Source organism: Kribbella sp. NPDC055071 (assembly GCF_053608045.1).
Genome location: NZ_JBSGUS010000038.1, coordinates 25,814 through 47,143 on the forward strand (window position 1 = coordinate 25,814; position 21,330 = coordinate 47,143).

At 67.7% G+C, this 21,330-nt stretch carries 20 protein-coding genes; 15 read left to right on the forward strand and 5 right to left on the reverse strand.

Annotation, left to right across the window (positions count from 1 at the left end; translation table 11 throughout):
- Nucleotides 1-831 carry an LLM class F420-dependent oxidoreductase gene (locus tag ACWF4Z_RS36280; RefSeq protein ID WP_452247754.1) on the reverse strand — a complete coding sequence of 277 codons (831 nt, stop codon included), beginning with the start codon at nucleotides 829-831 and terminating at the stop codon, nucleotides 1-3.
- 507 nt (nucleotides 832-1,338) lie between these two features.
- On the opposite strand from ACWF4Z_RS36280, the gene ald reads away from it, so the two are divergent.
- The 10 genes from ald to ACWF4Z_RS36330 all read left to right on the forward strand — a co-directional run bounded on the left by ald (nucleotide 1,339) and on the right by ACWF4Z_RS36330 (nucleotide 11,237).
- Entirely contained in the window at nucleotides 1,339-2,454 is a 1,116-nt protein-coding gene (ald, locus tag ACWF4Z_RS36285; RefSeq protein WP_452247755.1) for an alanine dehydrogenase, read from the forward strand.
- Entirely contained in the window at nucleotides 2,451-3,383 is a 933-nt protein-coding gene (xerD, locus tag ACWF4Z_RS36290) for a site-specific tyrosine recombinase XerD (protein ID WP_452247771.1), read from the forward strand. The genes ald and xerD overlap by 4 nt, the downstream gene beginning before the upstream one ends.
- Before the next feature lie 26 nt (nucleotides 3,384-3,409).
- Nucleotides 3,410-4,675, forward strand: coding sequence for a hypothetical protein (locus ACWF4Z_RS36295; RefSeq protein ID WP_452247756.1), 1,266 nt, complete (start codon nucleotides 3,410-3,412; stop codon nucleotides 4,673-4,675).
- Nucleotides 4,676-4,702: 27 nt separating this feature from the next.
- Nucleotides 4,703-5,959 carry a low temperature requirement protein A gene (locus ACWF4Z_RS36300; RefSeq protein WP_452247757.1) on the forward strand — a complete coding sequence of 419 codons (1,257 nt, stop codon included), beginning with the start codon at nucleotides 4,703-4,705 and terminating at the stop codon, nucleotides 5,957-5,959.
- Nucleotides 5,960-6,387: 428 nt separating this feature from the next.
- Nucleotides 6,388-7,293 carry a ParA family protein gene (locus tag ACWF4Z_RS36305; RefSeq protein WP_452247772.1) on the forward strand — a complete coding sequence of 302 codons (906 nt, stop codon included), beginning with the start codon at nucleotides 6,388-6,390 and terminating at the stop codon, nucleotides 7,291-7,293.
- On the forward strand, nucleotides 7,278-7,643 hold the full coding sequence (locus tag ACWF4Z_RS36310) for a hypothetical protein (RefSeq protein ID WP_452247758.1): 366 nt from the start codon (nucleotides 7,278-7,280) through the stop codon (nucleotides 7,641-7,643). Before ACWF4Z_RS36305 ends, ACWF4Z_RS36310 begins: the two co-directional genes overlap by 16 nt.
- Nucleotides 7,644-7,645: 2 nt before the next feature.
- Nucleotides 7,646-8,614, forward strand: a complete 969-nt coding sequence (locus ACWF4Z_RS36315) for a segregation and condensation protein A (protein ID WP_452247773.1) — start codon at nucleotides 7,646-7,648, stop codon at nucleotides 8,612-8,614.
- Entirely contained in the window at nucleotides 8,611-10,074 is a 1,464-nt protein-coding gene (gene scpB / locus ACWF4Z_RS36320; RefSeq protein WP_452247759.1) for an SMC-Scp complex subunit ScpB, read from the forward strand. The genes ACWF4Z_RS36315 and scpB overlap by 4 nt, the downstream gene beginning before the upstream one ends.
- The gene (locus ACWF4Z_RS36325) at nucleotides 10,064-10,798 is read left to right on the forward strand and encodes a pseudouridine synthase (protein WP_452247760.1); all 735 of its coding nucleotides are present in this window, start codon (nucleotides 10,064-10,066) and stop codon (nucleotides 10,796-10,798) included. Before scpB ends, ACWF4Z_RS36325 begins: the two co-directional genes overlap by 11 nt.
- A gap of 103 nt (nucleotides 10,799-10,901) precedes the next feature.
- Entirely contained in the window at nucleotides 10,902-11,237 is a 336-nt protein-coding gene (locus ACWF4Z_RS36330) for a hypothetical protein (protein ID WP_452247761.1), read from the forward strand.
- A gap of 102 nt (nucleotides 11,238-11,339) precedes the next feature.
- Here the strand turns inward: ACWF4Z_RS36330 and ACWF4Z_RS36335 are convergent, their stop codons facing one another.
- Nucleotides 11,340-12,242 (reverse strand): hypothetical protein, encoded by a 903-nt coding sequence (locus ACWF4Z_RS36335; RefSeq protein ID WP_452247762.1) that lies wholly within the window; start codon nucleotides 12,240-12,242, stop codon nucleotides 11,340-11,342.
- A 47-nt stretch (nucleotides 12,243-12,289) separates the two neighbouring features.
- Nucleotides 12,290-13,393: an alpha/beta hydrolase gene (locus ACWF4Z_RS36340; protein ID WP_452247763.1), complete on the reverse strand. Its 1,104-nt coding sequence runs from the start codon at nucleotides 13,391-13,393 to the stop codon at nucleotides 12,290-12,292.
- Nucleotides 13,394-13,578: 185 nt separating this feature from the next.
- Between ACWF4Z_RS36340 and pafA the strand changes: the two genes are divergently transcribed.
- The 3 genes from pafA (at nucleotide 13,579) to ACWF4Z_RS36355 (ending at nucleotide 17,408) form a co-directional block, all read left to right on the forward strand.
- A complete protein-coding gene (gene pafA / locus ACWF4Z_RS36345) occupies nucleotides 13,579-14,940 on the forward strand; it encodes a Pup--protein ligase (protein WP_452247764.1) in 1,362 nt (453 codons plus the stop codon).
- A 52-nt stretch (nucleotides 14,941-14,992) separates the two neighbouring features.
- Complete coding sequence (locus tag ACWF4Z_RS36350; RefSeq protein WP_452247765.1) at nucleotides 14,993-16,282, forward strand: GNAT family N-acetyltransferase; 1,290 nt, start codon at nucleotides 14,993-14,995, stop codon at nucleotides 16,280-16,282.
- A gap of 154 nt (nucleotides 16,283-16,436) precedes the next feature.
- Nucleotides 16,437-17,408, forward strand: a complete 972-nt coding sequence (locus tag ACWF4Z_RS36355) for an FKBP-type peptidyl-prolyl cis-trans isomerase (protein ID WP_452247766.1) — start codon at nucleotides 16,437-16,439, stop codon at nucleotides 17,406-17,408.
- A gap of 29 nt (nucleotides 17,409-17,437) precedes the next feature.
- On the opposite strand, the gene ACWF4Z_RS36360 is transcribed toward ACWF4Z_RS36355, so the two are convergent.
- A complete protein-coding gene (locus ACWF4Z_RS36360) occupies nucleotides 17,438-17,860 on the reverse strand; it encodes a hypothetical protein (RefSeq protein WP_452247767.1) in 423 nt (140 codons plus the stop codon).
- 76 nt (nucleotides 17,861-17,936) lie between these two features.
- The gene (locus tag ACWF4Z_RS36365) at nucleotides 17,937-19,037 is read right to left on the reverse strand and encodes a DUF3866 family protein (protein ID WP_452247768.1); all 1,101 of its coding nucleotides are present in this window, start codon (nucleotides 19,035-19,037) and stop codon (nucleotides 17,937-17,939) included.
- 99 nt (nucleotides 19,038-19,136) lie between these two features.
- On the opposite strand from ACWF4Z_RS36365, the gene ACWF4Z_RS36370 reads away from it, so the two are divergent.
- Nucleotides 19,137-20,093 (forward strand): helix-turn-helix transcriptional regulator, encoded by a 957-nt coding sequence (locus tag ACWF4Z_RS36370; RefSeq protein ID WP_452247769.1) that lies wholly within the window; start codon nucleotides 19,137-19,139, stop codon nucleotides 20,091-20,093.
- Nucleotides 20,090-21,061, forward strand: coding sequence for a helix-turn-helix transcriptional regulator (locus ACWF4Z_RS36375; protein WP_452247770.1), 972 nt, complete (start codon nucleotides 20,090-20,092; stop codon nucleotides 21,059-21,061). The genes ACWF4Z_RS36370 and ACWF4Z_RS36375 overlap by 4 nt, the downstream gene beginning before the upstream one ends.
- Nucleotides 21,062-21,330: the final 269 nt, after the last annotated feature.

The following is a 21,330-nucleotide window of genomic DNA, read 5'->3' on the forward strand; positions in this document are numbered from 1 at the left end:
TTACTCCAGGACCGTTGCCAGGGCTTCGTACCCGGGGAGCAGGTCGATGCCTTCGTGTCCCAGTTGCTGGATCGCGACGTGGTCGGCGCCGGCGTCGAGGTGAGCCTTCAGGCCTTCGGCGATCTCGACCGCCGAGCCGTGCAGGACGAGCGCGTCGACCAGCCGGTCGCTGCCGCCGTCGGCGAGGTCCTCATCGGTGAGCCCGAGCCGCTTGAAGCTCGACGTGTAGTTGCTCAGTTGCAGGTACGTCGACAACCGCTCGCGGGCCGTGGTCCGGGCGATCTCGGGGTCGGTCTCGAGCACGACCATCTGATTCGGCGCGAGCAACACCCCGCCACCGAGGGCCCGCCGGGCTTCCCGGGTGTGATCGGGCGTGGTCAGGTACGGCAGTGCGCCGGCCGTCCGCGCGCCGGCGAGTTGCAGCACCTTCGGGCCGAGCGCGGCGAGCGCCCGTCGTTCGACCGGAACCTTCGCCTCGTCGAGGTCGTCGAGGTAGCCGACGATCGTTTCGTACGGCGACTTGTACTCGCCCGTGTGCTCGCGGTGACCGATCCCGACGCCGAGCAGGAACCGGCCCGGCTGCTCGTCCTCCAGCCGGTGGTACGACTCGGCCACAGCGGCGGCGGGTGTCTTCCACATGTTCACGATGCTGGTGCCGACGGCAACGGAGGTCGTTGACGCGAGCAACACCTCCGCGTCCCGAAGGCCCGCATCCGGGGAGCTTCCGAGCCACAACGCTCCGTACCCGGTCTGTTCCAGTCCGGCTGCCAGCTCCGGACCCCAATGGCTGGGCCCGTGCCAGACGCCGTACCGTCCTATTTCGACCGCCACGCCGTACTTCCTCTCGTCGTCACATTTCGCAGTGTGCAACTGGGAGCGGGCGGGCTCCTGTCGTCCACAGGCAAGCATCCCTCGTGACGGGGGAGTGCCGTCAATGATCGTTGTCACGTCAAAGGCGGGACGCGATCCCCGCGGGCAGGTCAGAACCTTCCTTCAAGTGTTTGGTTGCGGGTACCGGAGGTGCAGAAAAGATGGCTTTTCCGGGCAGTGCGAGACTGGGGGAAAGACAGAAATGGAGATTGCGTCAAGATTGCGCAAAGCCTGCCAGGTAAAGGGATCCCGGGGTGAACGACACGGGTGGCCGGAGCGTCTGACAGGAGTGTAACCGAACCGCCGGGCAATGTTCCGCGAGTCTCCACCCGATAGGACCATGCGGTCGGGTGGTATGAACCCCGCGGGCTTACACTCGGCAGCGACCTGGCAGCACACCCCTCACCGCCGGGCCGCGGACACACCGTCGTGAGCCGCACACCTGGACATGGGAAAGAAGGGCGAGTTGTGAAGGTCGGAGTTCCGAAGGAAGTCAAGAACAACGAGTTTCGGGTGGCGATCACCCCGTCCGGCGTGCACGAGTTCGTGCGCAACGGGCACGAGGTGCTGATCCAGCAGGGGGCCGGGGACGGGTCGCTGATCCCCGACGAGGAGTTCGTCGCGGCCGGGGCACGGATCGTGCCGACCGCGGACGACGTCTGGGCCGACGCCGAGTTGGTGCTGAAGGTGAAGGAGCCGGTGGAGGAGGAGTACCACCGGATGCGCAAGGACCAGGTCCTGTTCACCTACCTGCATCTCGCGGCCAGCGCCGACACGACGCAGGCGCTGCTGAAGTCCGGTATCACCGGCATCGCGTACGAGACGGTTCAGCTTCCGGACGGCTCGCTGCCGTTGCTGGCTCCGATGAGTGAGGTGGCCGGCCGGCTCGCCCCGCAGGCCGGTGCCTACCACCTGATGAGCAACGGCGGTGGTCGTGGCGTCCTGATGGGTGGTGTCTCCGGCGTGCACCCGGCTCGGGTCGTGATCATCGGCGCCGGTGTCGCGGGGATGAACGCGGCCGCGATCGCGCTCGGGATGCAGGCGCAGGTCCAACTGTTCGACCGCAACATCGCCCGGCTGCGCCAGGCCGACCAGATCTACCAGGGCCACCTGCTGACGATCGCGTCGAACGCGTACGAGATCGAGCGCGCGGTCCTCGAGGCCGACCTGGTCATCGGCGCGGTCCTGGTCGTCGGTGCGAAGGCGCCGAAGCTGGTCACCAACGACATGGTCCGCCGGATGAAGCCGGGCAGTGTGCTCGTCGACATCGCGATCGACCAGGGCGGCTGCTTCGAGGACTCCCACCCGACCACGCACGCCGACCCGGTCTACAAGGTGCACGACTCGCTGTTCTACTGCGTGGCGAACATGCCCGGTGCCGTGCCGAACACGTCGACGTACGCGCTCACCAACGTGACACTGCCGTACGCGATCGAGCTGGCGAACCAGGGCTGGCGTGAGGCGCTCAAGGCCGACCACAGCCTGGCGCTCGGCCTGAACACGTTCGACGGTCACGTCACCTACGGTCCGGTCGCGGACGCGCACGACCTGTCGCAGTTGAAGCTCGACGAGGTGCTGGTCTGAGCATCAACCGAGCGGTTGGTGCTTACCTCGACCACCTGACGGTGGAGCGCGGCCTCGCCGCGAACACCTTGGCGTCGTACCGGCGTGACCTGCGCCGTTACGACGCCTACCTCGTCTCCGCCGGAATCGACTCGCTGGACCGGATCACCGAGGCCGTGGTCAGCGACTTCCTGATGCGGTTGCGGGAAGGCGATGCCGATCACCCGCCGCTGACCGCATCCTCGGCCGGCCGGACGGTTGTCGCCGTCCGCGGGTTCCACAAGTTCTGTTTGCGGGAAGGGCTGACGGCCGTTGATCCGGCGGCCGCGGTGAAGCCGCCCGCGCCACCCCAACGGTTGCCGAAGGCCCTGTCCGTGGACGAGGTGACCCGGATCCTTGCGGCTGCCGCGGGGGCCGAAGCGGAACCCGCCGTACTGGCGACCCGGGATGCTGCGTTGCTCGAGTTTCTCTATGGGACCGGGGCGCGGATCTCGGAGGCCGTCGGTCTCGATGTCGACGACATCGATCTCGAGGTGGGGGCGGTCCTGCTCCGCGGTAAGGGCAGCAAGGAGCGGGTCGTGCCGGTCGGGTCCTACGCGCGCGAGGCGGTGTCGGCGTACCAGGTCCGCGGCCGTCCCGATCTGGTACGACGAGGGCGCGGGACGCCGGCGTTGTTCCTCAACGCCCGCGGCGGTCGCCTGTCCAGGCAGAGCGCGTGGACCGTCCTGCGCCGAGCCGCCCAACGAGCCGGCGTGGCCAAAGAGATCTCCCCGCACACCCTGCGCCACTCCTTCGCCACCCACCTCCTCGACGGCGGCGCCGACGTCCGCGTAGTCCAGGAACTCCTCGGCCACGCCTCCGTCACCACCACCCAGGTCTACACCTTGGTAACGGTCGACAAACTCCGCGAGGTCTACGCAACCTCCCACCCCAGAGCCCTCCACACCTGACCCCACCCCGCCCTAATACTCGATCCATGCCCCTCCACCCGGCCTTCGTCGACCAACTGAGCCGCCGGATCGCGGCGTACACCGGTGGTGACATCACCGACCGGCTGCGCATAGCGGCCGGGCTCCGGGCCGACGAGTCTCCCGGCGATGGGTGGCAGGAACGAGTCGCCACCTACATGCTCGAAGACGTCCGACGCCGGCTCGCCGAACCGGCCGGGAACAGGTACGACTATCTCCACCGGGAAGTGACCCGGGTGCTGCACGACGGATCGCGAATCAGCGTGTCCGCGGAGGACGGCCCAGGCTTCGTTCACGAAGGTCAGGCGGCCGGCGACGCTTCGAGGGTCTTCTACGCCGCAGCGGCGGTCATCGAGCCGGACGCTCAGGATCTCGCGGCGCCACTCGCGCTGGAGCGGCAGCGCACCGCCCGTTTCGCTGGGGCGGTGCGAGTGCTGGGTGCGTTCCCGGAGGACCAGACGCAGCGGGTGGGCCAGTTCCAGCGCTGGGCGACGGAGGCGGAGCGGCTCCGGAACGCACCAGCGGGTAGCGAGCGGCTCGAAGACCGCACCCGGCTCGCGGCCGATTTCGACCAAGAGCTCAAGCACTGGGCCGGTGTTCGTCGCGACAATCCTCGGACAAGCAAACGCTCCCCCGAGGACTCGCTACGCAACGGCGCCGCACTGTCCGAGGTTGGGCGGGTGAAATCCGAACTCGCTCAGGAGCTCGGTATCGCGGACGCGATCGCGGGCATCGAGCTGCCGCCGTCGGACCGCTTCGAAGGCCCGATGGTCGAGGGACTGACAGCTGCCGTCGCTGAGCGGACGGGTCGGTCGGAGGACGAGGTTGTGCAGCTCCTGTGTTCCACGGGTGGTCACGGCGACCAGTGGGGGACTGTCAGCCGGCTGCTGATTTCGGATGAGGCGTTGGCGCAGGCTGATCAGGACGGGCGGGAGCCGCGGGCAGCGGTGAAGCACGCCATGCAGGACGAGTTCAGCACCTATTACGGCAACCCGGACAAGAAGCAGGATCTCGCTCCGGAGGTGGTCGGGAGACGGATCATCGAGGCAGGCGTTGCCACGGCGAGTCGCCACGGGATCGAGGTGTCCCGGCCGGACCCAACTCTCGACGCGACGATGGCGCAGGCATCCGCCGGGATGGCTCCGGCGGGCTCCCGATCGGCCTACCCGGCGCTGACCGATGCGGAGTCGAGCGCGCTGGGAGCGGTGCTGGGTCAGCAGGACACGTCAAAGTCCGTGACACGTTCGGACAAGTCGGACGGACACACGTACTAGCTCCGCTCTGCCTTTAGTCTGCTTGGCGTGAGTGAGCAGACGGCTGCTGAGGAGCGGCATGCCAGTTGGTTGGAGTTGTTTTTCGATCTGACTGTGGTGGCTGCGGCGGCGCAGATTTCGCATCGGTTGCACGGGGCCGAGAGTGTGGGGCAGATCGCTGCGTGTGCGGCGCTGTACTACGCGGTGTGGAGCGTGTGGACGACCACCAGCGTGTACGCGAACGTCGCGGGGGAGCGGACCCGGCAGCGCGCCGTACTGCGGACCATGTTCGGGATCGGGGTGATGGCGGCTGCCGCGCCGGGTGTGTGGCCGGAGTTGGTGCCGGGGGAGCATCACCCGCCCGAGGGGCGTACGGCGGCGTTCGTCATCGCCTTCCTGATCTGTCGCGGCATGGCGTCCCGATCCGCCGCGCGGGACGGGCAGGTGGTCACCTTCTGGCCCGCCACCCAGACCGTCGCGGCGACGCCCTGGGTCGTCTCGCTGTTCGTGCCGCCGACGGCCGCGTACATCCTGTGGGGTTTCGCGATCGCGATCGACATCGCGTTCTCGATGGTTGGCGCGCGCAGCCCTCGGACGGTCGAGCGGCTGACTCTGCAGGCCCGGCGGCGGCAGGAGAGGGAAGACGAGCGGAACTCGGCCCGCCTGGCCGAGCTCATCCGTCGTGGCGTCTCGCCGGAGCGGCTCCCGGACCCGTCTCCGACGCTGATCTCGGTAGCGAAGGTGCAGACCGGTCACCTCAGCGAACGCCTCGGGCTGTTCGTGATCATCGTGCTCGGCGAAGCACTGGCCCAGGTGGTCACCGCGAATACGAACCTCGACTGGACCCCGGATGTGGTCATCGCATCGCTGGCAGCGTTCTGGCTGCTGGTCCGGCTGTGGCGAGTGACGACGGAGTCCGGTTTCACTCCGGCCCCGCCGAGTACCAAACCGCTCGAGCCGTGGCAGGCGCTCCCAGCACACCTCGGGGTGACCGCTGCGATCGTTGCGATCGCAGCCGGCCTCGGTGCGCTGATTCCGGAGGCCGCGGAGCACCTGCACGCCAAGGATCGCTGGTACATCTTCGGTGGGCTCTCGCTCTACTTCTTGACCAGTGTGTTCGCCGGACTGGCCGGACGAGCCCCACTGCGGTGGTACCTGGGGTGGGTCCTCCCCAGTACGGTCGTTGCCGTGCTGGCCGGCGTACTGGGTCATTTGGTGCCCGGATGGTCACTGGCCGTCGTGGCGTTCGCCGTACTGGTGTGGTTCGCGTCGTACCATCAGCTGGATTCGCGGCGTACGTCGTGAACCCCGGTGCGTTACCTCAAGGACGGTGTGCGATCATTTGACTACGGTTCGTCACCTCGCCAGGGTGATCGAGCCGGTTCGGAGCTTTGTCGACAAACAGCCCCACCCCGCTGCGGAGTGGCTGGTTGAGAGTGCTTGAATGCACGCTTACAGTCGCTGGGATCGCCCGTATCGGTTGAAAGGTTTGACGAGTCATGAACGAGTCGACATTCCCGGGCACCGAACACAATCCTGGGCACACGCTGGGTCACGCACCGAGTGACTCCATGGGTAACTCGCTGGGTCAATCACTGGGCCACTCTCTGGGGCACGTCGCGGCTGAGCCGCCGGCACCGGAGCCGGCCCGGCCGACCACCCCACCGGTGACCCCACCGCCCGCACCGGCGACGCCGCAGCGGAGCCTGACCCCACCCGAGAACTATGCGGAGATGCCGAAGCCGACGGCCAAGCTCACCGCGGAGGACCTTGCACCTGTGAATGACGGCCCGCGCAACAAGATCGGACCGACAGGCCGGCCGCTGCCGGATCTGCCGGAGCCGAAACCGCCGACGAAGACCGGGCCGGCCCAAGTCATCGCGATGTGCAACCAGAAGGGTGGCGTCGGCAAGACGACGACCACGATCAACCTCGGCGCGGCGATCGCCGAGACCGGCCGCAAGGTGCTGCTGATCGACTTCGATCCGCAGGGCTCGGCCTCGATCGGGCTCGGCGTGCAGCCGCACGACCTAGAGCTGTCGGTCTACAACCTGCTGATGCAGCGCGACATCACCCCGGACGAGGTGATCCGGCCGACCCGCGTGGAGAACCTCGACCTGCTGCCGGCCAACATCGACCTGTCCGCGGCCGAGGTCCAGTTGGTCCAGGAGGTCGCCCGCGAGTACACCCTGCAGCGCGTGCTCGAGCCGATCATCCCGAACTACGACGTGATCCTGATCGACTGCGCTCCGTCGCTCGGCCTGCTCACCGTGAACGCGCTGACCGCGTCGAACGGCATCGTCGTACCGCTGGAGTGTGAGTTCTTCGCGCTCCGCGGCCTGGCCATGCTGACCGACACGATCGGCAAGGTGCAGGACCGGCTGAACCCGAAGCTGGAGATCGTCGGGATCCTCGGCACCATGTTCGACGGGCGGACGACGCATGCCCGCGAGGTGCTCGACCGGGTCGTGCAGGCCTTCGACGAACGCGTTTTCCACACTGTCATCCGGCGTACCGTCAAGTTCCCCGAGACCACGGTCGTCGGCGAACCGATCACGACGTACGCCCCGTCCTCGTCCGCGGCGCACCAGTACCGCGATCTTGCCAAGGAGGTGCTCGCGCGTTGTCCCGCCGGGTGAGCCTGCCGGGTGCCAGCGAACTCTTCGGGGGAGCGGCACCCCAGCAGACCAAACCCGAGAAGCGCGCCACCACTGACGGACCCTCATCGGCTTCCGTGCGCTCGCGCACGGCCGTCGCCGAGGACCGTAAGTCCAGTGGCCGGATTCGGCACGACACGAAGATCACCGTGTACGTGACCGAAGAAGAGCTGATCGGCTTGGAGAAAACCAGACTCGCACTGCGCGAGGAACACGGCCTGAACGCCGACCGCGGCCGGATCGTCCGGGAGGCGATCGACGTGCTGCTGGCCGACTTCGTCGACCACGGGCCGGACTCCGTGCTGGTACGGCGGCTCAAGGCGTCGGAGTGACCGTGGTACCTGAATCGTTGCCGTTGGACCTGCCGCCGGGCGATGGCCCGGCTGTTGCCGAGGGCAAGGGATTCAGCGTTCACCTGGTCAACTTCGAGGGGCCGTTCGACCTGCTGCTGCAGTTGATCAGCAAGCACAAGCTCGACATCACCGAGATCGCGTTGTCGGTGATCACGGACGACTTCATCGCGCACATCAAGGCGCTGGGGTCGGAGTGGGACCTGGATCAGACGTCGGAGTTCCTGCTGATCGCGGCGACGCTGCTCGACCTGAAGGCGGCGCGGTTGCTGCCCAAGGGTGAGGTCGAGGACGACGAGGACCTCGCGCTGCTGGAGGCGCGGGACCTGTTGTTCGCGCGGCTGTTGCAGTACCGGGCGTTCAAGCAGATCGCGGCGCTGGTGCAGGAGCGGATGGCGGCCGAGGCTCGTCGCTTCCCGCGATCGGTCGGGATGGAGCCGCGGTTCGCGGAGCTCCTGCCGGAGGTGCTGCTCGGCATCGACCCCGCTGGGCTGGCCGCATTGGCGGCACGTGCGATGGCGCCGAAGGTGAACGTGCCCGAGGGCGTCTCGCTGGCGCACTTGCACGCGCCGGCTGTGACCGTTCGCGAGCAGGCCCTGGTGATCGTTGACCGGTTGAGGCGTCAACGCAGTACGACGTTCCGCGCGCTGGTGTCCGATTCGCCTGACACTGTGACCACTGTCTGCCGGTTCCTGGCGTTGCTGGAGCTCTTCCGCGAAGCCGCCGTCACCTTCGACCAGATGACACCCCTGGGCGAACTGACCATCCGCTGGACCGGCACCGACGAGGGCGAGATCGACGTCTCCGACGAGTTCGACGAACTCCCCGCCCCACCGTCCGAGGAAGGCGAAGCCCCCACCGTCTCCGACGAAACCGACTTCCTGGAGCCCGGCGAAACCCTGACCGCAGAGGACGCCCCCTCCCACCCCAACCCCGAAACGGCGGCCCAGTGACCGACCACCCCCACCCCACCCTGGACCCCGCCACCCCAGACGCCACCACCAGCGAGCTGCCGGAAGCGCAGCCGCGGCCCGAACCCGAGCAGGCTGCATCACCCCAGCCCTCAACCGAAACTCAACAGGCTACGCAAACCCAACCCGAGGCCAGTCCCACGGATCACACCGACCCGGACGCCGAGGCGGGTGACGCCGACACCACGCCGGCAAGCCAAGCCCAGCTCACCGACGACGAGCCGGCGGAGCCCAGCACCAGCGAGCTGCCGGAGCACCAGCTGCCTGCGGAAGCTGACCAGGCTGTGGAGGAGGGTGGGGTTTCTGGGGGTGAGCTGGATGAGGATCATCTGCCGCCGGGGCAGACTGAGGTGCCGGTGGGGGATGAGGTTGTTATTGATGACGACACGATGCGGCGGGCGCTCGAGGCGATCCTGATGGTGACGGACGAGCCTCTGCCGGTTCTGACGTTGGCTCGCGCAGTGGGCCGCGCGACCGGTGATGTGGCTGCGGCGCTGGGGACGTTGGCTGAGGAGTACACCGAGCAGGGACGTGGGTTCGACCTGCGGGAGGTGGGTGGTGGCTGGCGTTACTACACCCGCGTAGAGGCAGCGACGTACGTCGAGCGTTTCATCCTCGACGGACAGCAGGCACGTCTCACGCAGGCCGCGCTGGAGACCCTCTCGGTCGTTGCCTACAAGCAGCCTGTCAGCCGCGCGCGGGTCTCCGCGATCCGTGGTGTGAACGTCGACGGCGTCATGCGTACGCTCATCGCCCGCGGCCTCGTCGAGGAAGCCGGCTCCGACACCGAGTCCCAGGCGACGCTGTACCGCACCACGTCGTACTTCCTCGAACGCATGGGCATGCAGTCCCTGGACGACCTCCCCGAACTCGCCCCCTACCTCCCCGACATGGACGACATCGAAGAGGAGTTGGCCGCCCAAGCCCTCCCACCCCAACCCACCCCAGAAGACCCCAGTACGACGCCCCCCGACGAGCCTGCCGCGGACGAGTCCGAATCACCCCAGGAGCCGAGCGAGCCCGAGCCAAGTGCCCCGAACACCGACGAAGCCTTCACGGACGACGCCGCCGAGCTCGACACCGGCACCGACGCAGACCTGAGCACCGATGACGGGCTTCCTGCGGGCGGCTCGGATGGTGCCGACTCCGCTGCTGGGATCGACGCGGATCTGGGCGCCGATGACGAGGTTGCCGCGGGTGATTCGGGCGGGGGCGGATTTGGTGTTGGGATCGACGCGGATCTCGGTGTCGGCGACGAAAATGCTGCCGGGGACTCGGGCGATTCCGATGAGGATGAGTCGGACGGTGGGATTGATGCGGATGTGCGCACCGAGGGCGACGCGGCTGAGCTGGGTGCGCTGGCTGTGGATGACGCTGGCGATGGGGGCTCGGGTGCGGGGATTGATGGGGATTTGAGGGTGGGGGAGCGGCATGGAGGATGACGGCGGGATTCGGTTGCAGAAGGTGTTGGCGCAGGCTGGGGTGGCTAGTCGGCGGAACGCGGAGATTCTGATCGAGCAGGGTCGTGTCGAGGTGGACGGGACCGTGGTGACCGAATTCGGGAAGCGCGTGGACCCGGAGGTCTCGATCATCCGGGTGGACGGCGAACGGATCCCACCGGTCAGCGCTCACGTCTACCTCGTCCTGAACAAGCCCCGCGGCGTCGTCACGACCATGGCCGACCCGCAAGGCCGCCCCAACATCTCGGACTATGTGCAGGATCGCGAGGAGCGCCTCTTCCACATCGGACGCCTCGACACCGACACCGAGGGCCTATTGCTGCTCACCAACCACGGTGAATTCGCACACCGGCTCGCGCACCCGTCGTACGAGGTCTCCAAGACGTACGTCGCCGAAGTGGACGGCAATGTGAAGCCCGGAGTGCTCCGCCAACTGCTCGACGGCGTCAAGCTGGAGGACGGCCCGGCGAGAGCGGACACCGTGAAGATCATGTCGAGTATCCGCGGCCGCACGCTCATCCAGATCACCCTGCACGAAGGCCGCAACCGAATCGTCCGCCGCATGTTCGACGCGGTCGGTCACCCGGTCAAACGCCTCACCCGCACCGCCATCGGACCGGTCCGGCGGGGCAACCTGCACACCGGCGAACTGCGCCCGCTGGACTCCAAAGAACTAGGCCAACTCCTCGACCTCGTCGACCTGTAGAACGCAGCCGGCCAGCAGAAACCCGCGCCGGTACGACGGAGTCGGCTCCTCGACACCATCGACCGCGAAGGTCCACACTGAGTGCCGACCAGGGGAGGTCACGATGTGGGCGGTCATCGGGGTGTGGGACATCGATCCGGAGTTGATCGAGGGACTGCGTGACCAGCTGTCGCTGATGGCGTCGAGCAAGATCGCGTTGTCCGGCTTCGTGCACGGCACCTGGACCATGGATGGTCACATGATCCAGGTGTACGACAACGAGGCGGATGCGCGCAGCTACCACCAGGCGATGCTGGACCAGGGCGCAGTCGACCGCCCCGGCATTCGAAGCGTCGTATGGCACGTCGCCGAGGTCGGCTCCGAGTCCGACACCGCCGGCTGGACAGACCGCGAAGGTCGACGCCACGACCCCTCCGACCAGCCCGAATCGACACACTGACGGACAACGCAACTAACCAGACAGTTGGTTGGTTACGCGCCAACTAACAACCGGTTGGGCCCACGCCACCCCCAACAATCCAGCTACAGGGTTCGTCTCGGGTCACTCCCCGTACAGGCGGGGGACGTCGGAGTCGGCGCCGTAGTAGCGGAAGTACGTCTTGTCGGTGAAGCTGGTCGGTGCCTTGCCGAGTCCCTTGATGACTGTCGACGTGCCGTTCGCGTGGCCGACGGCGTACAGGTAGCCGCTGTGGGTGTCTTTGTCGATGCCGAGCAGCAGAGTGCTCTGGTTGCCGCACCTGACCGCGACCAGCGCCTCAAAACTCTGCCAGGTGGACGCACGGACCTTCTTGACCACCGGACTGCCGCTCAGCGGGATCCGGATCGTGTACAGCGCCCCACCCCGCGTTGTCGCGAGGAACGAGTCGTAGGTGGCGGTCTGGCTGATCAGAGTCATCGTCTTCACCGCCGAGAACCCGCCGTACGTCGTCTTGTTGCGCCATGCACCCTGCTCAACGGTCCACCGGGTGATGACGTCGCCGCGCAGCGCATAGGTGGTGGTCCGCTGCCAGACCCGCGACTCCTCCAGGTACGTGTAGTCAGACGTCCAGCCACCGCCGACCTTTCGCTGCGTATACGACCCTGGGTCGAGCTGCCCGGTGGAGTCGTCGATTGCATAGTTGAACGCGTACAGATCGGTCGCGATCGTCACATAGCCCCGATACACCCACGCCGCCGGCGGATCTTGCTCGTACCCGAGCCCGGTCGCCAACCCCACATTGCCCGCCGGGAACAGTCCAGTCGGCTCGACGACGGTCTGGCTCACCGAGACCGGACTGGTCGCCCGGACTGCCTGCCATTGGTGATCGCCCGCGGCGGTGACCGCCCCGAGCGTGACCGAGCAGGCGGCGCTCGCGGAGGCCTGCGCCGACCCCACCCCCGGCACCAGCGTCGCCGCGAGCACCGCAATACCCGCCAGCCCCGCCGTCCTGCGAAGTCTGGTCATCCGCGTCTCCTCAGAACCAGCGACTCTGTTCCTCAGCTAGATGCCGCCTACACGCGAAAGGTTAGGGCGTGTGCGAAGAAGGTACGGACCAGCTTTCGTACGGCGGGGACGCCACGCGACCCACTCCCGATCAGGTGCGCGCGAGCTGTCGGTGAGACCAGCCCAGCTGACTGCAGTTGGGGTGTGAGCGCGGCGTAGTCGGTGAAGACCCAGTGGTTGGCGTCGGCGAACTGGACACGCCGGACTGGTCCGCCATGCGACATCAGCGCCGCCCAGCTCCGATCAAAGCGCGCGTCCCGAAACCCGTCCGTCCCGGCCAGCAGTAGCGGCTTCCGTGTCCCGTGCTGAGCGATCGGATAGAGCTCACCGTCCAGCGTGTCCAGGTAGCCCTCCAGATTGACGGCTGCCCGCACCCTGACGTCGTCAAGCGCGACCGCAGCGGTCGCGCCGCCGGCCGAATGTCCGTACACCCCGATTCGCCGCTCGTCGACGGCAACCGGCAGGTCCGGCAACCGATCGAGTACGAAGCGCAGGTCGTCGAACCGTGTCGACATCATCAACCGCGACAGCACCGGATCGGTCGGCGTCGTCGGTGGCATCTCGATCACCCGCAGGCGTCCGTCCGGGAACACGACCTCACTCGCCTCACCAGGATGATCAATCGTCAGTACGACGTACCCATGGCTGGCCAGGTCCTCGGCCACCGACGTCCCGACCGTCCGTGGGTCCGCACCGCCGGGGCTGTACAGCAGCACCGGGCGACGTCCCGGGAGCGCCGGTGCGTCGACGTACGAGTGAGTCATGGTGGCCGCCCAGTCGACTCCGCTGGTTGGTAGCTCCGGATGAAGCAGTCCGGCGTCGAGACCCTTGAACACCCCGGCTGCGGCGGGTGTGAGCTGTGGAGCACGCGCATAGCCGCGTACGGCGCTCGCCGGGTAGTACAGCGTGATCACGAGCTCCCGGGCGCTGGCGCCGTTCCAGGGATCAGATCGGTGCACGTCCGTCAGGGCGAGCGTCGTCGTACCGATGTGGTGTGGTCCGGTCGGTGCGGGCAGTCCGAGAGTCAGCCCGGTTGCACCTGCGTAGGCGGGTCGAAAGGCGAGTGGTAGGGCTAGTGATGTGGCGGCGGTGATGAAGGTTCGTCTCCTCATAACCAGCACGCTGGCAGCCACAATCGGTTCGATCACTACTGTCGGACAGACCTCCACCCGAAGATCCACCCGATGGTTTGGGCACCCGTCCAACCCTCGTTGGTTGACATCAAAGGGGTAACGCCGGAGGACGGCGCGCCTGAGACATGGCCCGGTTGTCGGAGCGGCGCCGTAGTGTGGGTGATGTGAACCGGCGAATCTTCGGTCTGGAGAACGAGTACGGCGTCACCTGTACATTCCGCGGTCAGCGCCGACTGACCCCGGACGAGGTGGCTCGGTACCTGTTTCGGCGGGTTGTGTCCTGGGGGCGGAGCAGCAACGTCTTCCTCCGCAACGGGGCACGGCTCTACCTCGACGTGGGCTCCCACCCGGAGTATGCGACGGGCGAATGCGATTCGGTCACGGACCTGATCGCGCACGACAAAGCCGGAGAGCGGATCCTCGAGGGTCTGCTCGTCGACGCCCAGAAGCGGTTGCACGACGAGGGCATCTTCGGCGACGTCTACCTGTTCAAGAACAACACCGACTCGGCCGGCAACTCCTACGGCTGCCACGAGAACTACTGCGTCAGCCGGCACGGGGACTTCGCCAAGCTGGCCGATGTGCTGATCCCGTTCCTGGTCACCCGGCAGCTGATCTGCGGCGCCGGCAAGGTGCTCCAGACGCCACGCGGCGCGGTCTACTCGGTCAGCCAGCGGGCCGAGCACATCTGGGAGGGCGTCTCCAGCGCGACCACGCGGTCCCGGCCGATCATCAACACCCGCGACGAGCCGCATGCGGATGCCGAGCGGTTCCGCCGGCTGCACGTGATCGTCGGCGACTCGAACATGTCCGAGACGACCATGTTGCTCAAGGTGGCCAGCACGGACCTGGTCCTGCGGATGATCGAGGCCGGCGTCGTGATGCGCGACCTGACCCTGGACAACCCGATCCGCGCGATCCGCGAGATCAGCCACGACATGACCGGGCGCCGTGAGGTCCGCCTGGCGAACGGCCGCGAGGCCAGCGCACTGGACATTCAGGGCGAGTACCTGAACAAGGCGCGAGACTTCGTCGACCGCCGCGAGCTCGGTACGCCGGCCGTCGAGCGGGCGCTGAACCTGTGGGAGCGCTGCCTGAAGGCGATCGAGTCCGGCGACCTGTCCGGGATCGAGCGCGAGATCGACTGGGTGATCAAGTACCGGCTGATCGAGCGGTACCGCCAGCAGAACAACCTCGGCCTGGCCAGTCCGCGGGTCGCGCAGCTCGACCTGGCGTACCACGACATCCACCGCCCGCGCGGTCTGTACTACCTGCTCGAGCGGCGTGGAGCGGTCACGCGGGTCGTCGACGACCTGCGCGTCTTCGAGGCGAAGTCGGTGCCGCCGCAGACCACACGGGCCCGGCTACGCGGAGAGTTCATCAAGCGCGCACAGGAGCGCCGCCGCGACTTCACCGTCGACTGGGTCCACCTCAAGCTGAACGACCAGGCCCAGCGGACCGTCCTCTGCAAAGACCCCTTCAAGTCCCACGACGAAAGAGTCGAAAAACTCATCGCCAGCATGTAGGCAGAAGCTAAATCAAGTGCCTGAGCAACCGGTTCACGCATAGAACTTCGGCATGGTTGTTGAGATTCGGCCGATCACGTTCGCGGAGTCGGCGGAGTACTTGTCGGTTCTGCCGTATGTGAATGGCCTTCCGCAGGAGGAACCGGAGCCGTCTGCCTGGTACGCCGGGCGCGCGGCCTGGCCGCCGCAGGTGCCGGCGACCGCAAACGACCTCCAGCGGTACGCCGAAGAGCTGCAAGCGGACTGGATCCGTCCGCAGGCTGCCTTCGTGGATGGCAAGATCGCCGGCGGCTCAGCCATCGTCTCCGTCGAGCTCACAGTGCCCGGCGGGCGGCAGGTCCGGCTCGGTGGAGTCACCTCGACCGGCGTGCTCCCGACGTACCGGCGACGCGGTCTGCTGCGGAAGATCATGACCGCGATGCTCGACGACTGCCGCGAGCGCGGTGAGTTCGTCGCAGGGTTGAGCGCCAGCGAGGGCACGATCTACGGACGGTACGGGTTCTCGCCGGCGACGTTCCAGCACCGCTGGGAGGTTCGCCGTACGGACGCAACCTTCAGGGCAGACTTCACAGACCCGGGATCGCTTGAACTAGTGGACAGCGCGGTCGCCGCTGAGGTCTGGCCGGTGCTGCACGAGCAGGTGCGCGCAGTGCGCGTCGGGGAGATCAGTCCGCTCCCCGGGAAGTGGGACGCCACCCCAGGACTTCCAGCCGACGGCTCCGGACCAGCGCACCACCTCCTGCATCGGTCCGCCGCCGGACAGGTGGACGGCGCCGCATCGTTCCGGCTGCCGTGGTCGCCGGATCCGGAGCACGCAGGCGTGCTGCAGGTCGAGGCGTTCGAAGCGCTCACCCTGGATGCGTACCGAGCGCTGTGGGGTCTGCTGCTCGACTTCGACCTCACCAAGCGGGTGGTCGCGGCGAGGCGGCCGGTCGACGAGCCACTGCCCTGGATGCTGACCAACCCACGCGCACTGAAGCTCACTCGCACCCGTGACAACCTTTGGCTGCGGATTCTCGACGTGCGCGCGGCATTGGAAGCACGCACGTACGCCGCCACCGACAGCCTGGTCCTGGACGTGTCGGACGACCTGTACGACGAGAACTGCGGACGCTGGCGGCTAGAGGCCGGACCGGACGGAGCCGTCTGTACGGCGGCGCCCGCGGACTCACCGGACCTCAGCCTCACGGTGAACGAGCTGGGCTCCCTTTACCTCGGCGGCGTCAGCGCAACCGTGCTGAGCCACGCGGGCCGCATCACTGCGCATGCTCCCGGCGCCTCAGGACGACTGGACGTGCTGTTGCGACAGGATCGCGCTCCGCACAACGCGGTCGGCTTCTGAGCGCGGTGACCGTACGTGGTGTGATGCAACGGTGACGCGGGCGGACGCTGGTGTGGTTGGGCCCGCAGGCTAGGGTGGGCCGCGTTGTTGCCCCGAGAGGGCGTCCGAGTCGATCGGCGCGGTCCGCGTCGGGATGTTTCGAGGTGCTGGTTTCGTGCGCAAGTTGTTGAGTCTGGTCGTGGTCGCGGCGCTGGGGTCGTCCCTGGTGGCGTGTGGCTCCGAAAAGAAAGCCGAGTTCGGGGCCGGCGGAATCAAGGTGACCTCGGACTTCGGACAGAAGCCGACCGTCACCCATCGCGACGGTGATCCGGACAAGACCCTGGTGACCGAGGTCCTCAAGGAGGGCGACGGGCCGGAGGTCAAGAAGGGCGAGTTGCTCACCGCGAACTACCTCGGTCAGATCTGGCGCGACGGCAAGGTCTTCGACAACTCCTACGACCGCGGTGCGCCGTCGTCGTTCCCGATCGGGGTCGGCGGCGTCATCTCCGGCTGGGACGAGGGACTCGTCGGCAAGAAGATCGGCAGCCGGGTGATGCTGTCGATCCCGTCCGACAAGGGCTACAAGACCGCCGGTAACGAGCAGGCCGGCATCAAGGGTGACGACACCCTGATCTTCGTCGTCGACCTGGTCGGCGCCTCGGCCAACGACACCCCGCTGGACGCTGAGGCGGTGACGCCGTCGACGCCGACCAAGATCAGCGTCAGCGGCCCGCTGAACGCGGAGCCGAAGGTCACGGTCGCGGCCGGGACCAAGCCGCCCGCGAAGCCGGGCAAGCCGGTCGTGTTTGCCCTCGGGAAGGGCAAGCCGATCGAGAAGGGCAGCCAGCTGATCGGCCGCTACGTCGTGTACGACTACGCCGGTAAGAAGCAGGCCAGCACCTGGGACGGCCAGCCCGCCACCGCGCAGGCCCCGGCCCAGCCCGGCGCTCCGACCGACCAGCTCCAGGTCGGCCCGAGCGCGACCGGTCAGGCCGGCGCGCTCGACGGCCTCGCCGGCATCCCCGTCGGTAGCCGCGTCCTGGTCGAGCTTCCGCCGTCCAAGGACGAGAAGGGCAAGGCCATCAACGCCTTTGCGGTGATCGACATCCTGAACGCGTTCCCGGCCCCGAAGCAGACGGGCCAGTAGCAACACCAGCTGAAGCGAGGCCGGTCTCCCTACCTGGGAGACCGGCCTTTCGCGTTGAACCAGCGGGCCGTCTGCGGGTTGAGGGTGAGCACCAACGCCGTCAGGACCGCGGTCAGGTGGACCGTGCGGAGACCGGCGATGATCACCGACGTGGCGGTCCAGTCAACGGTCGTGAGGTCACCGTTGCTGATCAGCCAGCCGATGGGTTCGGAGACCAGTGAAGCCACGCCGACCGTGCCGAGCAGGCCAGCGACGAAGTAGCGGGACCACCGGACGCCGTGCCGGAAGTAGCGATCGATGATCACGAACAAGGCGCCATAGATGACCGCCCGGATAGCGATCTGGCCGGCCAGAGACGACATCGAGTCGCCGTCCGCGAGCGCGTGAGCCACTTGGACCACGGTCTCCACAACCCCAGCACCCACCGCAACCAGCCAAAGCGACGTAGCCACCCGGGCTGTCTGAGGTGCCTGTCCTACCTGAGTAAGCGTTGTCATACCCCAACAGTGACCGCACCCTCAGCCCGTTTCAGGAGTACTGCAACCCCACCCCGGGTGGAGGTACGTCCACCAGTCGAGCAGCGTGCCGACCCGCCGCTGCTGCCGCCTCGAAGTACGCGCGGTCCCCATCGAGGTCCCGGCCCATCGTGGACAGTTTGACCGGTGCGGCCAGGAGAGCGTCGTACAAACCGTCCACGTCGATGCGGACGACCCGGTGGTGGGACTTCAGGGGCTCGGCGGCGTCACGGATGGTGTCGCCGAAGTCGCCGGGGAGGTCGGGTACTACGACGTCTGCGGGGTGGAGGGCGACGCGACCGTAGGCGGTGAGGCTGTGGTGGGAGATGCCTCGGTGGCGTGGGCGGGGGTCGGCTTCGGAGATGCGGAGTGATGCGACGGCTCGGCCGCCCAACGTCCCGACTGCGTTGACCGCCTCGCCCGACTGAACGCCTGAGAAGCCCCACCGGGTGCCCGTGCCCAGGTTGCCCGGGCCTTGCGTGAGTACGACGAGCTCCGCGGACAGGACGTGGACAGCGGTCAACAGGCCGGTGTGAACCGTCACAGCCTCCCGGTCCCCGCCGTACGCCTGTCCGACGGTCACAGTGCCGCTCAGCCAGCCACTGTCCCGCAGCGACGCCACAGTGCGCGAGAACGCGAGTGGTAGCGCCCCACCATCGGTCATGACGTACACGACCCGCGTTGTCGGGCGCGCCTCGTACACCCCGGCCAGTACGGCGGGAAGCGCCGAGTGCAGGTCCGCCACGACCACCGGCGTACCGAACAGGTCGTCTGCATCCCGCAGTACGTCGTGATCGGGCGAATCCTGCTCGTCCGCACCCATCACCATCACCTGCAACGGCGTATACCGAGCCTTGACCAGGTGACCGTGCTCCGGCGGGTCCGCAGGCAGTCGATCCGGTACGGCGACCACCAGCGCGTACCCGCCCGTGCCCAGACCCCGATCCAGCGCTCCGACGTTGAGCAGCACCCGGTCACCGGCCGCCGGCGTACCAACCAGCTCCGGATACGCCAGAGCGCGCACAGTCTGCGCACCGACCGTCACACTCAGCTCAACCGCCCCGGCCCACGTCCGCCCAACCGCACTCACCACACCATCTCGCCACCGAATCACCCAGCGAGGTTAGCGCCTCGTCGAGAGCCTCGAACCCGTGTTCGAAGGTTTCGGTGCGGCAGGGCGGGTATTGACGCCGAAAGGCCGTAAGGTGGTCGGGTGTCGGCGCGGAAGAGTGAGCGACTGCTCAATGTGGTCATCTGCCTCCTTGTCGCGCGCACTTACGTGACCAAGGAACGCATCCGCGAGGTCGTCGAGGGGTACGCGGGCCAGACCGACGACGCGTTCGAGAAGATGTTCGAGCGGGACAAGGACGAGCTGCGCGATCTCGGCATCCCGATCGAGATGGGCACGATCGACAAGTTCTTCTCCGACGAGGTCGGTTACCGGATCCGCCGGGACGTGTTCGAGCTGCCCGAGGTCCACCTCGAGCCGGACGAGGCCGCCGTACTGGGCGTTGCCGCCCGGGTCTGGCAGCACGCCAGTCTGGCCGAGGCCACAACGTCTGCGGTGCTCAAGCTGAAGGCGGCCGGCATCCAGACCGACCAGTCCGCCCTGAGCGCGATCGAGCCGCACGTCGGCGCGTCAGAGCCGGCCTTCGACCCACTCTGGTCGGCTGTGGTCAGCCGGACGGTGGTGAAGTTCCAGCACCTCCGCAGCGGCGCGACCGAGTCCACGACACGGACTCTGGAGCCCTGGGGCATCGTGTCCTGGCACGGTCGGTGGTACGTCGTCGGCCGGGACCTGGACCGTCAGGCCACCCGCATGTTCCGGATGTCGCGGATCGGTGGGAACGTGAAGACGGTCGGCGAGCCAGGCGCGTTCGTGGTGCCGGAGGGGACAGACCTCCGGTCACTCGTGTCTGAGCTCGGACCGCCGCGGCCGACGTCCGAGGCGAAGATCCGGGTCCGCACCGGGACGTGTGTCAGCCTGCGGCGCCGGGCGAACGCGATCGAGGACTACGAGGAGGGCTGGGACCTCCTGCAGGTCCCGTACGCCGACTCCGCCGTGCTCGCCGAGGAGATCGCGTCGTACGGTCCGAACGCAGTGGTCGAGGGCCCGGGAGACGTGCTCGACGGCGTGCTCTGGAGACTCCGGATGGTGGCCGGGGCATGACGAACGCTCGGGATCAGGTGCAGCGGTTGCTGGCACTGGTGCCGTATCTGCGGGAGAACGACGGAGCCCGGGTCGACGATGTGGCGGCGGAGTTCGGCGTCCGGCCGAAGCAGATCATCGCGGACCTGAAGGTGTTGTGGTTCTGCGGACTGCCCGGCGCGCAGATGGGCGATCTGATCGAGATCGACATCGAGGCGGCCGAGGGCGACGGCGTCATCCACCTCAACAACGCGGACTACCTGGCGCGACCGCTGCGACTGGCCGCGGACGAGGCGCTCGCGCTGCTGACCGCGCTGCGGACGCTGCGGGAGGTGACGGCCGGAGCCGATCGGGACGCGGTCGACCGCGCGATCGCCAAGCTGGAGCGGGCCGCAGGGGAGGCGGCCGCGGCGAGCGAGGGCGCAGCAGCGCATGTGCACGTCGAGCCGGCCGATCCGGAGATCGCCGAGACAGTCAACCGGGCGCTCGCCGGGAAGCGGCGGCTGCATCTCACGTACGACGTCCCCTCGCGCGACGAGACCACCGAGCGGGACGTGGACCCGATGCGCCTGGTCGTGTCGGAGGGCCGCACCTACCTCGAGGCCTGGTGTCGGCTGGCCGAGGACGTCCGGCTGTTCCGGCTGGATCGGATCGCCGCGGCCAAACTCCTCGACCTCCCGAGCGAGCCGCCACCGGAGGCGACACCGCGGGACCTCTCCAACGGCATGTTCCAGCCGTCCGAGTGCGACCTGCTGGCGACCGTCCGGCTCGCCCCGCCGGCTCGCTGGGTCGCCGAGTACTACCCGAACGAGTCCGTCGAAGAAGGCCCCGAGAACTCCCTCATCGTCAAACTCCGCGTCGCCGACACCGCCTGGCTCCAACGCCTGGTCCTCCGCCTCGGCGGCGCCGCCACCGTCCTCGACCCACCGGACCTCAGCACGCAAATCGCAGCCACAGCCCGCGAAGCCCTCGCGGCGTACGACAACTGAGCGCAGTCCCCTCGCCGTCGCCTCATCTGCCCGGCACACGCGAGGGGGGTTATCCGGCTCTGGTGTCGGATGTGTGGGTTGATTGGTCGCCGCTGCGCGGCGGCTGTCCTGTTGCCGCCTGCGGCGGGGGCGCGGGTGGTGGGTTCGCCGGCTCATGTGGTTTTGCGCGGAGGGGACTGTGGTGGCGCGGTCTCCGGGCTGCGTGATGGTGCTGGTCGCGGTGGTGTGGGTCAAGGGCGCCTTCGGCGTCGCTGCGCGATCTTCGACCC

What these genes read in the sequence shown, in the direction of transcription:
- ACWF4Z_RS36340 (WP_452247763.1), bottom strand. Translation starts at nt 13,393, where the DNA reads ATGAGGAGACGAACCTTCATCACCGCCGCCACATCACTAGCCCTACCA.
- ACWF4Z_RS36375 (WP_452247770.1), top strand. Translation starts at nt 20,090, where the DNA reads ATGACGAACGCTCGGGATCAGGTGCAGCGGTTGCTGGCACTGGTGCCG.
- ACWF4Z_RS36295 (WP_452247756.1), top strand. Translation starts at nt 3,410, where the DNA reads ATGCCCCTCCACCCGGCCTTCGTCGACCAACTGAGCCGCCGGATCGCG.
- ACWF4Z_RS36335 (WP_452247762.1), bottom strand. Translation starts at nt 12,242, where the DNA reads ATGACCAGACTTCGCAGGACGGCGGGGCTGGCGGGTATTGCGGTGCTC.
- ACWF4Z_RS36350 (WP_452247765.1), top strand. Translation starts at nt 14,993, where the DNA reads ATGGTTGTTGAGATTCGGCCGATCACGTTCGCGGAGTCGGCGGAGTAC.
- ACWF4Z_RS36305 (WP_452247772.1), top strand. Translation starts at nt 6,388, where the DNA reads ATGCCGAAGCCGACGGCCAAGCTCACCGCGGAGGACCTTGCACCTGTG.
- ACWF4Z_RS36325 (WP_452247760.1), top strand. Translation starts at nt 10,064, where the DNA reads ATGGAGGATGACGGCGGGATTCGGTTGCAGAAGGTGTTGGCGCAGGCT.
- ACWF4Z_RS36330 (WP_452247761.1), top strand. Translation starts at nt 10,902, where the DNA reads ATGTGGGCGGTCATCGGGGTGTGGGACATCGATCCGGAGTTGATCGAG.